This window comes from Thalassotalea coralli, assembly GCF_055786205.1.
In genome coordinates, this window is sequence record NZ_JBVVBK010000003.1 from 38,261 (window position 1) to 51,213 (window position 12,953).

Here is a 12,953-nt window from a genome sequence, read left to right on the forward strand (position 1 = left end):
CTTTTTATAATGCCATACTATGAGAGATAAAACATTGATGTTGCTCACTCAACGTTAAATAAGCACTGTCTAACTCATTTACATCCTCTTGCTCAATAACCTTGATGAATACGGCTAATTTCGCAATAAAATCTCTAGCACCCAAAATAACAAGCGTTTCTTGTAACGCTCTAGATAAGTCAGCAAGTTTTGCAAATTCACGAACGCTAACAGCTGTCGACATATTGTCCATCAAGCGCTCAATATCCGCTAAATATTCATCAAGCATTAGCACCGCTAACTCAGGAGATCCTTGATGTTTAGTATATGTGACGATATCAAACACATTATCATCATAATCGAATTCATGAATTTTCTGTGTTTCTGCTTTGTATTTCTTGCTCAGAAGCGTGAAATCAACGCTAATATCATTCGACTCAATATTGGATTGAGTATCGGTTGATTCAAACTGTGGCGCACCGCTTAAAGGTTTCGGCGTAATGAAGTCTTCGCTAGGTTCTGATAGCCATGTTTTCAATGCCAATTGAGTTTGCTGTACCGACAACCAATCAGAAATATCAACAATCTGCCAATGTGCAAACTCTTTCGGTGACTTGGGAAATTCAATATTCTCATCCAATGGAATCAAACCTCTCACCACTGTTTTTCCCACATTTAACTCTACAAATGGCGAGCAAGGAAATGCATTAGCAAGTATGCTGAATCGGCCAGTTCTCCACAAGGCAAGCATTTGGCTGACTTCTGTTACCACTGTCACATTTAACCCAATCAGTCGCAGCAGTCTTATTTTGTCCTGATATTCATCAACGTTAGGACAAGCAAACAGCAGTTCTACCCTAGGTAAACTTGGCTTAGGTATAGAAGTAAAAAGCATCTCATTTTCTGCTTTAATCTCACTATGTGCGTTTGCTTGTTCAATGATTCTATGCAATTGCACATGATTAAATAGGCCGTAATTATTTGATAAAACAACGCCTTTTATCGGTTGAGCTAGCCCCTTAAACGGAACTAACACAATAACATTGGTTCTCTTTTCAGCTGACTCAAGCCAGCTAATAATCTCCCTTTGCTTTCGAGAATCAGATCCAACATCGACAAAGACTACATCGTTTGATTGAGCTAACAGTGCAAAATGTTCAGCCGTTGACTGTTCATCAGACATCGTTATTTCTTGGAAAGAAAGGTTGAGATCTTCAGCAGCACCGACGACAGCTTGATGAAATACAGAGCAATCGCCGACAACAACACCAGACTTTATCGATAACTCTTGTAACTGCACTTTCTCATTTTCTGAAGCAATCACCAAAGGAAGTGACCAGGTGCATTCATATCCCTTACTAGTAATGCCAACCTCAACATCCTGTATTTTTAAGACTTTTTGTAGCGCTTGCCAGTAACGACTTTCAGGTGTCAAATTGTCATCTTCACCCGCGGAAATAAACAGGCTAAATGATTGTAACTTTGTAGGTATTTCGTCAACCTTGGCGCCAGGTTCACACGAAATAGTCACGTGGAGTTGCTGTTGTTCCGGACTTTCTTCTTTTACTGTTAGACTAATCATTAACACCGATTGCAGATGATCTTCCAATGCGGCATCGATGACTAATGAAAATACTTGCTCAAGCTCATGATATAAGCTGTTAACTTTTGTTTTTACGCTAGCATCAATAGCGACAATAATACGATGCTTTTGTCGCAAATACAGCGCCATTTTATTAGCCACAATGGCGTTCAAACACTGGGCAAGGCAAAAAGGCATAGGCTCGGATTGTCTATCCGCTTGGTTAGCAGATAACTCTATTTGCTGTTGACAGAAAGAATACAAGTGCCAAGCTTTTGTATTAAAACGATTAGCAATCGATGAAGGCGTATTGTCTTTTTGCTGGTTCTGAATAAATAGGCGTTCAAGCGTTAAGTAAAGAGCATTGACCTGTGTTGTATACTGTGCGTGGAGTTTTGCTGTATTTACCTGAGTAGTTTCTTCTAACACAGATAAAGAGCGTGCTAGTTCTTGTACAGGTTTATTGTAAAACACCGACCCGATTAAATTGCCATCAACAATTTTAATCAAGAGTTCAAGCTCTTCTCCTGAGGTAAGCACTAATATTGCGCGTAAGGATCTACTAGAACTTTCAGTTTTAGAAGTCTCATCATTTTTACTTTCCTTGAGCAGAGCTAAAGTCTGACGTAACGACTCTTTAGTAAAAATCGATCGCCATGAACAAGTTGGCTCAACTGTTACGCCAGTATGCTCAGCTAAAAACTGAAAGAAATCTGCTCGGGTGACCTGCTTATCAAAAGTAAAAACACCGAATTGTTGATGACGATCGAGTTGCTCTTGAAAATAGGTTATTGCTTCATTCAACTCTTGTGGCGAAAGTGCAGACTCGTCACGTTGCGTCATTTGCTGGTGAACCCAAACCGTTTCTTCTGAAATCAGATCTCGTTTTTCAATAGGTTTGCCTTGGGTATGAGCAAGCAGAACACCTTGTGTTGCGTCTATTTCACGAGCAACGTCTCGACGAATCAGCCAATAACCTATCAAACAAACAAGAAAAATAACGCTAAATAGTAAAACTACGATAAGTTGGCCATTAATCAAGGGATGAGAAATCCCCATGCTTTTTAATTGCGCAACCAGGTCAAATTGAGGCTCTTTAAGGTTTGCTGCTGGTACCAAACGATCAGCTAGTGCAATAAGCTCGGTTTTATCCTGCTTTATAAGTTCAAAGAACTCCGTAGACAAACGCAATTGACCACGCAATTTAGCAACAGTATTTTGCTCGCCAAATAACAAGCCATTTAAATTATTTATTTGAATTAATAATTCGGAGTTTTCATTAATGCCAGATATTGCTAGATGTTGCTCCGTTGTCCACAAAACCAAAAGGCTCTCTATGGCTTCGGTCGCTTGTTCGAATTCATTTTTTGAGGCATAAATGTTTAGCGTATTTACCGTGAGCCAATACTGATCGAATACTTGATAACTTTGTTGATAAAAGTGCAGCAGTTGAATCACTCTAATATAGGTTTTGCTGCGAGAAACCGTCACTTTATCACTAATATTGTCTTGTGCTATTTGAAGGTGTAGCTCTGTGATATCTTGCTGTGTTTTTTCTATTTCCAATCGTAAGGTATCTAAAACAAGTTGTAATTGTAACTGCGTGGTATTTCGTAGTAATTCATTTCGTTCAGCAGGCTCGGATATTCTGCGAGAAAGCTGTTGCTGAGAATTAAGCTTATTGGCTAGTCGTTGCCAACGACTTTTATCGTTAAGTGTAAGCTGATGTAATTCTCCAACCAGGGATATAAGCTGTTGATAGTCTTTTGCTAGGTTTTTAGCATTTGTTTCTCGGGTAATGCCGTCTAACACAGCATTAACCTGTGTATATTGGCGATAGAATTCCGAATAAGTTTGAAAATCAGGGATTACTTTTTGCGAGTAATAGTGATGTTGTGCGTCTCTTTGATATAAATAGTAAGCAAACGCACCCGAAATAATAACGATAAGCGTAAATACTATACTGAGTTTCCAACTCAATCTTGCTTTAAAGGAGCGTGATGATTCCATACCTTGTCGAACTACCTGTTACGCCGTCAATAAACTCGCTAGAGCTCGGTTATTCTCAGTGTATGGATTTTGCCTGAATAATCAATTGGTTTATTAGCTATTAGCTTACTTTGCCTAAAAATTAGACCTTAGATATTTGCCCCAGATCTACAACCATTTACTTTTTCTTAGGCACCCACGCCCAAACTAGAGAACATTCAAGTGGCTGCTGACCACTTTCATCCTCAATAACAACGGGGATCTCAATACTGCCTTTTTCTTCAGCAAGTAATTGTTGCTTTTGCTCTGTTGTTAATGTCGCCGTCGCTACAATATCGCCTTGCATACGCTGATTGTAATCAATTGAAATAGACTTTAATAAAGGTAAAGATTTATCTGACAGATTCATGCCAAAAACCATACCTGTTGCCGATTCTGCAACTACCGCAGCGGCAATTGCATGAATACCACCAATATGGTTTTGCACGCGTTTTCGATTTTTAAGTTCGACAACAACTTTATCTTTAGAAACCGCTGAAAACCAAATTCTACTGGTACCAGCAAACTTCACTTTTGAACAAAAAGCTTTAGTAATTAAATAAGGCCTCAACGATACTGGTAGCCAGTTAATTTTCTTAATCAATTTTGCTAGCTTGTTATCGGTATTTGTCATTTGTAAACTCCAAGAAAACTGGTCAGACCACAAAACAATAACAAAGAAAAAAGCACTTGTCGTGCTTTTTAATAATAAGATCTATTCAACTTATAGTTTAAAAAAGTGCGTTCGATATACTTTTAACTCGTCAATTGACTCGCGAATATCATCTAAGGCCAAATGCACTCCCTTTTTAGATACTTGCGCTAAAACCTCTGGTTTCCATCGCCTAGCAAGCTCTTTAATGGTACTAACATCCAGGTTTCTATAATGAAAATAATCTTCAAATTCAGGCATGTATTTATTAATAAAGCGTCTATCTTGGCCAATACTATTGCCGCACATTGGTGATACCCCTTTAGGTACCCATTTAGCAAAAAATGCCAGAGTTTTTTGTTCTGCAACCTTAAGTGTTATCTGACTTTCTCTACAGCGTTGAGTAAGTCCCGATTTCCCATGGGTATCAATACACCATTGACTCATATTGTCTAACACGTCATCGGACTGGTGAATGGCAAACACAGGGCCTTCTTCCAATATATTTAGATCACTATCGGTAACTATGCTGGCTATTTCTAAAATAACATCATGCTCAGGCTCCAAACCTGTCATTTCCAAATCAAGCCAAATTAAATTAGTGTCACTTGCTGACATACAGATCCCTTATTGCCCTTCGTCTGTTATTGTTCAGACTAGCCATAGATGAAAAGTTATTTTGTCAGTATAATACGTGACAATTACTGCGGATGAAATGAATTATCCTAATACCCACTATATATTAACTGTATCGATAATGAAAAACTCTTGTGGCAAAAGCTAAAAAATTAACAAAGGGCCAACTGCGCAGAATTAAGGCCAATCAAGCGAAAAAGCTTAAATCTCAAGCGCAAGCTATACAATGGCAAGATAACGAGTTAGGCGAAATCGAACCTGGCACAGTTATTAGTCGTTTTGGCCAACATGCCGACATTGAAGACGAATCGGGTGAAGTGTATCGTTGTAATATTCGACGTACTGTCGATTCTCTCGTCTGTGGTGACAAAGTATTATGGCGCAAAGGAAAGGAAACCCAACACAGCGTTTCCGGTGTTATTGAGGCTGTACATGAGCGCGACTCTGTACTCTCTCGTCCCGATGTATACGACGGGGTAAAACCTATCGCTGCTAACATCAGCCAAATTGTTATTGTAAGCTCTGTATTACCTGCATTTAATCCAGATATTATTGACCGATATATTGTGGCAGCTGAGCAAACGGGCATTACTCCCGTTATTTTGCTTAACAAAACCGATTTGTTGTCACCTGAATTAGAAGAAATTATCGAAGAACAATTCGCTATTTATCAGAGTATTGGCTATCAAACCTTAAGAGCCTCAAACGCTGACGGTGAAGGTCTTGATGTATTAAAACAACAATTGGCAAACCACACCAGTATCTTTGTTGGCCAATCAGGCGTAGGTAAGTCAACACTTACCAACTCATTGATGCCTGAAATAGGAGCACTCACTAAAGAGGTTTCGGAAAACTCTGGATTAGGGCAACACACCACAACAGTCGCTAGGCTTTATCACTTCAAAGATGGTGGCCATTTGATCGATTCACCGGGTATTCGCGAGTTTGGTCTTTGGCACCTATCGCCAGAAGAAGTTGCACACGGCTTCATAGAATTTGCTGACTTTTTAGGATTGTGTAAGTTTAGAGATTGCAAACATCAAACTGACCCCGGCTGCGCGCTAATCGAGGCAGCTGACCAAGGCAAAATTACCGAAGAAAGATTAGAGAGCTTTCAACGCATATTACAAAGCCTTGACGGAAATACTTTAACGTCAAGGTTTCAAGATTAAGAATAACTCATTAATAGGAACTAAAGTGCTTACTGATAAAATTAAAATCGCGCTGCAATACGCTATGCCAAAGCATGGTCTATCTCGTTTTGTCGGCAAATTTGCCGCGGCAGAAGCAGGCTGGTTAACAACAAAGGCCATCAGCTGGTTTATTAAAGCCTATAATATCAACATGGCTGAGGCTAAATTAAAAAACGCTGAAGATTTCAAAACATTCAATGACTTTTTCACACGCGAACTAGAAGATGGCGCACGTACCATTAATTCAGACGAAAACGTTGTTGTTTACCCAGTTGACGGTGCTATTAGCCAGCAAGGCGATATTGTCGACGGTCAACTTATACAAGCTAAAGGCTTTAACTATCGTTTAACCAGTTTACTAGGTGGCAACGAAAAGGATGCTGAACCTTTTATGGGCGGCAAATTTTCTTGTATTTACTTAGCGCCAAAAGATTATCATCGCATTCACATGCCAATGGATGCAACCTTAAGAAAAATGATTTATGTACCGGGAGATTTATTCTCGGTAAACCCGCTAACAGCGAAGAATGTTCCCGATTTATTTGCTCGAAATGAGCGCGTTGTGACAATCTTTGATACTGAACACGGCCAACTAGCTATGGTATTAGTTGGTGCGACCATAGTCGCGAGCATAGAAACAACTTGGGCAGGCACAATTACACCTCCAGCAGGCAAAGATGTTTTTCAATGGGATTACCCTGCAGAAGGAAAAGACGCTATTGTCTTTAAAAAAGGCGATGAAATGGGTCGCTTTAAACTTGGCTCTACCGTGGTTGCGACCTTCTCACCTAATATGATTGACTTTGAACCAAGCGCAGGCCCTGAAACGGTGACTCGACTTGGCGAAGTTTTCGCAACATTAGACAAAAAGTAACAGCAAGATGTTAGTTATTGCTCATCGAGGCGCCAGCAAAGATTTTCCCGAAAATACTTTGTTAGCGTTCGAGCAGGCAATAGCACAACAGGCTGATGGCATTGAGCTTGATGTTCAATTGCATAGCGAAAGCGAAGAGTTGGTGGTTATCCATGACGCATATGTCGACAAGACCGCCAACGCTTCAGGACATATTAACAACTTTAGTTTAGATGAATTATTGTCCATACCGCTGCCATCTGGCCAATACATTTCAACCTTAAGCAGTGTGTTGGCGACGATTAATGGTCGCTGTCGAGTGAATATTGAATTAAAGTGTGCGCAGTCAGATGCGCAACGACTCCAACTTTGGCACCACAGCTTAGAACATGCTTTTGACCACGCATTTAAAAGTGCAAAATTCAAACCTAATCAACTACTTGTTTCTTCTTTTAATCACCCTCTTGTCGCACACCTTTCTAAATTAGGCATTCCTGCTTCGACGGGTGCACTCATCGCGCACAACCCTTTACCTGGTGCATTGGACTTCAACAAGCTTGGTGTTAGTCATTTAAATATCGACATTAATTGTTTAGATCCTCAGCTAGTTTTAGAAGCGAAAGCACAAGGCATCAAGGTATGGGTCTATACCGTAGATCAGCCTGACGATATCGTCAGATGCATACGAAATAAAGTTGACGCTATTATTACCAATAAACCTGCCGACACGCTTGCATTTATTAACACACACTTGAAGAATTAATAAGCAACAAACTAAAGCAGCTTAAATTTGCTGGAAAAAAAAATGTAATTTTTGGTTGCTCATTTATTCTACAAGAGATACGATTGAGTTCGTAATAAAATCGTAACGATTTGTCATTTCTTAGTAATAAATAAAAAGAGTTAAGGAAAATCGATGGCTCAAAACAACCAAAATGTGAAGCCTACAGAAGCCGAACTCACTTTGCTTAACGTATTGTGGCGCATAGGCCCTGCAACTGTTAGACAAGTACATGAAGCAGTTAGTCAAACACAAAAAACTGGTTATACGACGGTTTTGAAAATATTGCAGATAATGCATGAAAAATCGTTAGTTATTCGTGACGAAAGTAATCGTGCACACGTATACGCAGCTGCGAATAGTGAAACTTACACGCAATCGTCTCTTCTTAAAGACCTAATTACACGAGCTTTTGGCGGTTCAACGTCGAAGTTAGTCATGAGAGCTTTAGACGAGAAAACAACTAAAGAAGATATCGCTGATATCAAAAAACTATTGAATGAGCTAGAAAGCCAATAATAGCTTTTTATCACTGAGTACTTATAGGGCCAATAATGGAGTATTTTACTGACAGTCCAATTTTGTACCACCTTGCGCTGACATTATTTCACTTTGTCTGGCAAGGCGGCGTAATTGCGCTCGTCTTAAAACTCTGTTTATCCTTCACTCATCAAAAAAACGCTCAGCTTCGTTATCTACTTTCAAGCGGTGCTATGGTGAGTTGTTTAGTAGCCCCAATCGCAACGTTTATCTACATTTTTGAACCCAATGTTAGTGCTTCGAGTATCATCCAACTGTCTTCAGTCGCACAATTACAATTAGAAACCACCTACATTACTGCAGCCCAGCCTTGGCATGTAGAGTTGCTCTCTGCAACACCTTATTTGTCGATTGTTTGGCTTTCTGCGGTCGCTTTGCTGGCCTGTAAAATGTTTATTGAAGTTTACCAGGTGAACAAACTAGCTTCAGCAAATGTAGCAACACCGAGTGACGAATTACTAGCCCGTTTTAAGCAACTGTCTTCTGACATAGGGCTCAAAAAGACACCTCGTTTAGTATTATCTTTGAAAGCAAATGTTCCTATGGCTATCGGCTGGTTAAGGCCTGTGGTGCTTTTACCTGTGTCAATGATTACAGGGTTGACGCCTAGTCAACTTGATATGTTAATTCTCCATGAATTTGCTCACATTAAGCGTCACGACTATTTAGTCAATTTCTTACAAACACTAGTTGAGACCATGTTGTTTTTCCATCCGAGCGTGCACTGGATTTCGAAACAAATGCGTGTCGAGCGAGAATACTGTAGTGATGACATGGCGATTAAAGTTTGTGGTGAACCTTTAGCTTACGCACATACATTAGCTGATACCGCAAGCTTGTGTAATCACCATAGGCATCATGCAATTCCAAATATGGCAATGGCAGCTTCTGGAGGAGACCTCAAACAACGCGTTTTAAGGTTGGTAGATCAGCATCATTGCAGCGCCAAAGAAGAGTCTGGCAAATTTATCGCTTCTTTGCTTATCATTGTTAGCGTACTTGCTATCGTAACGAAGCCTTTACTTAATTTTCCTGTCGTTGATTTTTCTGCGGATCAATTATCGTTTTTACAATCACCTCCACAATATACAGATACGCTTAAGACGAAAAAAGAAGACCTCTCTGAAACATCTTTGGCAAATTTGCTACGCAAGCAAGAATTGGCTCCGGTATTTACGGCAAATACCAACGAAGTCCGAAAAAATACACCAACAGATGTTAGTCACGATGTTCCAGAAAACTTCGGTGCGATATCGGAAGAAGTTCCGGGTACTTATGCTAATGAAACAGTTCAACAAGCCGACTTACCTATAGTTTCGTCGATTTCAAAGGCAGCAACAACTCAAACCATGCAGCCTGAATTGCTCAGCAACAGCAACAGCAACAGCAACAATGAGCTTGACGCTAATGACATAGCTATTCAAACAACATTAGCGGCGATAGACGTTGAAGATAAGCCTATCGACAAAACGGCTGTAAAATTAGATTCTGAAATCAGCCTAGCTCACCCTGCATTAGATAACCCTTACTCTTCACAGGTTAAGTCACTATTAGATGAACCTGAGACAGCTCTGTCTCTGACGTTAGATAACAATATTGACAATAGAGCACGCAGCGATATTTCTACATTGATTCCTGAAACTGAAAATACAAGTGTTTTCACCAATTCAGTGCCAATGTTAACCTCTGCTCAAGCAATTTCTTCTCCAGACCCTCGCTACCCATCAGCCGCTAAGCGCAAAGGCATCGAATTAGATGTAAAAGTCAATTTCATTATTGATGAGCAAGGGCGAGTTAAAAACATCGAATTTGAGAAGAAAAATAAAGTCGTTTATTTTAGAAGTGCGATTAGAAACGCGATGGCAAAATGGCACTTTCAACCAGCTATGCAAAACGGCAGCCCTATTGAAAGTACCATGTCGAAGATTTTCTCTTTCAGCTTAACGCAATAAAACCAAATCGATTAATTCAAAAGGCCCGCTCTTCTACCTTGTTTAAGCGTAGCAAGTTTATCGCGTTGTTCCGGCGTTAACACTTGCATCATAGCGTGGCGAGTTTTAGCGCGTTGTAACGCAGCATCTGCAAATTCACTTTGATGTTGTGCGTGAAGGCTTAAGAACGCTGCGTCATCAAATATTGGTTCTTCCATTAATGCTTTTACTTGCTCTCTATAAGCACTGCGCGATTCTTTGTTCTCGCCTCTATCTTCGCGAGCTTGCTCCATAATAGCTTTAATTTTCTCTTTCTGCGTGTCGTCTAACTCTAAGATACGAGCTAACTTACGCATTTTTTTAAACATACCTTTATGCTTAAAATCTTTACCTGAATGCTCAACGCTATGCTCACTATCAACCGCAGCAATAGTTGGTTGTACAAGCAATAATGAAGAAGCTACTACTATAGAGGTTATTAATAATTTAGTTTTCATGGTATTCGTCTCCTGGTTCAACTTAGGTTTTCAAAACTATGTCAAAGTTCGTTATTAAGACTACTAAACTGAGTGCAAAGAAACGCAAACCAATGTAAATGTTGTGTAAAGTTACACTTTTGCTAGATTAGGTTAGATATTATTACCATGAGCAGTATTGTTGAGGTATCCCAATGGCAAATGAAATTAAACTATTAATGATAGATGATGACAAAGAACTCACCCAATTGTTGTCTGACTATTTATCATTTGAAGGCTTTCAATTAACAGCATGCCATGACGGGCTATCTGGCTTGAATGAAGCGCGTAAGTCTGAATACGCCTTAATATTACTTGATGTGATGATGCCGCAATTAAATGGCTTTGAAGTATTGAAAGCACTTGGCGGAAAGCACACAACCCCTATATTGATGTTAACAGCCAAAGGAGACGAAGCTGATAAGGTGCTTGGTTTAGAGTTAGGTGCGGATGATTATTTAGCTAAGCCTTTTCAACATCGAGAGCTTTTGGCGCGAATCAACGCTATTTTAAGACGCATCGACATTGTTAAGAATCATCAAAATAACCCACAACAGCTAAATGTTAATCAGGTATGCTTAAACCATTCAACTCGAGAAGTTACTTGTAACCAAAGTCATGTCGAATTAACGGGCACGGAATATCAAGTATTGCAGTTATTGATGGAAAACGCTGGTGGGATTGTTAGTAAACAAGACATATCGGAAAAAGTGTTACAGCGTAAATTAACCACATTTGATCGAAGTATAGACATGCATGTCAGTAACATTCGTAAAAAGTTGATGCCATTTACTGACCTTGAAACCATCAAGACCATTCGCGGTGCGGGCTACTTATTTTTGCCTGGAGAATAAGATGTTTAAGCGTATTACAACCTGGTTTTCGTCTATTGGTGTTAAACTTTTCTTCTCCTTCTGGTTAATCGCCATTGCCTCTTTCGCTTTATCGCAAGCCATTAGCTCGCTTTTGATCCAAGAAGCCCAGCTTATCGAAGTCAACGACATCGATAGAAACATACTTGAGCGAGTAAAAGCCCAGATTGAAAAACGTGAAAAACCGAATATTAAGAGAATATTAAAGTTTTCTCATGAGTTACTTGGGTCAAGTTTATTTTTAAAAAGTGAGAAAACAGGTCAGTTGTTTTACCATAAAAAGCGACATTCTCGCATGGTTGCTAGCTATTTACGCCGAAACAGTTTCGAAAACCTTACGAGTATCCAGTTTCCTTTCGCACGGCTTACTGGCCCAAAAGAGGTTAACATTAACGACGAACGGTTCCAGCTGTTTATTACTACACGAACAGAGCATCATGAATTCACTTCGTTCCTTATAGCACTGCCTCGATGGGCTATGTTGTGCTTACCTTTTGTTATTAGTATGGCCTTGTGTTGGTTATTAGCACGCTACCTCACTCGCCCTATTTCAGCGATGACAAAAGCCACCGAGTCTATAGGTGATGGCAACTACAAAGTAAGAGTATTACAAGCGGCAACCCGTCGAGACGAATTAGGCGACATGGCACGTAGTTTCAACACTATGGCAGAAAAATTAGATAAACACATAAATGCTCACCAGCGTTTACTTGCCGATGTATCGCACGAGTTTCGCTCTCCTTTAACCCGTTTACAAATTACTTTAGGGTTAATTGAAAGATCGAGTGACAATCCGGAAAAACTTGCGCAATTACTACAACGCGGTGAAAAAGAAGTCGCCTTTTTAGATGATATGATTGGCAACGTACTCAGCCTTTCTCGTCACGAAAGCGGCAGCGTAGAAGCTAATAAATCTCCTTGCCAGCTAGAAACTTTAATTCAACAGGCATGTGATGATGCACAATTTGTTGCCACAGAAAAAGAGGTGACCATCACCCTTGAATCAGCACAACTACCAATCTTAAATATCGACAGTTACCTGTTAATGAGCGCAGTGTCTAATATCTTAAACAACGCCATTAGGTATAGCGAACAAGGCGATAAAGTAACCGTTAACTTAATCAAGCTCGAACATCATGTGGCCATTGAAATTGCGGATGCTGGCACAGGTGTTAATGACTCAGATCTAGATAAGTTATTTACCGCGTTTTATCGTGTTAGCGACTCCCGAGAAAGAGGCTCAGGTGGCACAGGACTTGGGCTAGCCATTGCCAAACAAGCTGTAGATCTTCATCAGGGTGAGATTTTTGCTTTTAACAATAATGCTGGCGGTTTAACTGTCACTATTAAATTGCCAATTTAGGGCGTGACAAAGTGCTTTTTTCTAGCTA

The 12,953-nt window shown here is 39.9% G+C and carries 11 protein-coding genes; 7 read left to right on the forward strand and 4 right to left on the reverse strand.

Features of this window, described 5'->3' with window-relative positions; genetic code table 11:
• Positions 1-4 precede the first annotated feature (4 nt).
• The 3 genes from ACOB80_RS08445 to orn all read right to left on the reverse strand — a co-directional run bounded on the left by ACOB80_RS08445 (position 5) and on the right by orn (position 4,859).
• Positions 5-3,571 carry a hypothetical protein gene (locus ACOB80_RS08445; RefSeq protein ID WP_473165379.1) on the reverse strand — a complete coding sequence of 1,189 codons (3,567 nt, stop codon included), beginning with the start codon at positions 3,569-3,571 and terminating at the stop codon, positions 5-7.
• A gap of 157 nt (positions 3,572-3,728) precedes the next feature.
• Positions 3,729-4,223 carry a DUF4442 domain-containing protein gene (locus ACOB80_RS08450; RefSeq protein ID WP_473165380.1) on the reverse strand — a complete coding sequence of 165 codons (495 nt, stop codon included), beginning with the start codon at positions 4,221-4,223 and terminating at the stop codon, positions 3,729-3,731.
• A gap of 90 nt (positions 4,224-4,313) precedes the next feature.
• Positions 4,314-4,859: an oligoribonuclease gene (gene orn, locus ACOB80_RS08455; RefSeq protein ID WP_473165381.1), complete on the reverse strand. Its 546-nt coding sequence runs from the start codon at positions 4,857-4,859 to the stop codon at positions 4,314-4,316.
• A 152-nt stretch (positions 4,860-5,011) separates the two neighbouring features.
• Between orn and rsgA the strand changes: the two genes are divergently transcribed.
• The 5 genes from rsgA to ACOB80_RS08480 all read left to right on the forward strand — a co-directional run bounded on the left by rsgA (position 5,012) and on the right by ACOB80_RS08480 (position 10,196).
• Positions 5,012-6,049 carry a small ribosomal subunit biogenesis GTPase RsgA gene (gene rsgA / locus ACOB80_RS08460; RefSeq protein ID WP_473165382.1) on the forward strand — a complete coding sequence of 346 codons (1,038 nt, stop codon included), beginning with the start codon at positions 5,012-5,014 and terminating at the stop codon, positions 6,047-6,049.
• A 25-nt stretch (positions 6,050-6,074) separates the two neighbouring features.
• Complete coding sequence (gene asd, locus ACOB80_RS08465) at positions 6,075-6,944, forward strand: archaetidylserine decarboxylase (protein ID WP_473165383.1); 870 nt, start codon at positions 6,075-6,077, stop codon at positions 6,942-6,944.
• A gap of 7 nt (positions 6,945-6,951) precedes the next feature.
• Positions 6,952-7,686 carry a glycerophosphodiester phosphodiesterase gene (locus ACOB80_RS08470; protein ID WP_473165384.1) on the forward strand — a complete coding sequence of 245 codons (735 nt, stop codon included), beginning with the start codon at positions 6,952-6,954 and terminating at the stop codon, positions 7,684-7,686.
• A gap of 153 nt (positions 7,687-7,839) precedes the next feature.
• A complete protein-coding gene (locus tag ACOB80_RS08475; RefSeq protein WP_473165385.1) occupies positions 7,840-8,223 on the forward strand; it encodes a BlaI/MecI/CopY family transcriptional regulator in 384 nt (127 codons plus the stop codon).
• Positions 8,224-8,258: 35 nt separating this feature from the next.
• The gene (locus ACOB80_RS08480; RefSeq protein WP_473165386.1) at positions 8,259-10,196 is read left to right on the forward strand and encodes a M56 family metallopeptidase; all 1,938 of its coding nucleotides are present in this window, start codon (positions 8,259-8,261) and stop codon (positions 10,194-10,196) included.
• 11 nt (positions 10,197-10,207) lie between these two features.
• Here ACOB80_RS08480 and ACOB80_RS08485 read toward each other — a convergent pair whose 3' ends face one another.
• On the reverse strand, positions 10,208-10,672 hold the full coding sequence (locus ACOB80_RS08485) for a Spy/CpxP family protein refolding chaperone (RefSeq protein ID WP_473165387.1): 465 nt from the start codon (positions 10,670-10,672) through the stop codon (positions 10,208-10,210).
• Positions 10,673-10,857: 185 nt separating this feature from the next.
• On the opposite strand from ACOB80_RS08485, the gene ACOB80_RS08490 reads away from it, so the two are divergent.
• Both ACOB80_RS08490 and ACOB80_RS08495 read left to right on the forward strand, forming a co-directional pair.
• Positions 10,858-11,544, forward strand: coding sequence for a response regulator (locus ACOB80_RS08490; RefSeq protein WP_473165866.1), 687 nt, complete (start codon positions 10,858-10,860; stop codon positions 11,542-11,544).
• A 1-nt stretch (position 11,545) separates the two neighbouring features.
• Positions 11,546-12,925, forward strand: coding sequence for an ATP-binding protein (locus ACOB80_RS08495; protein WP_473165388.1), 1,380 nt, complete (start codon positions 11,546-11,548; stop codon positions 12,923-12,925).
• Positions 12,926-12,953: the final 28 nt, after the last annotated feature.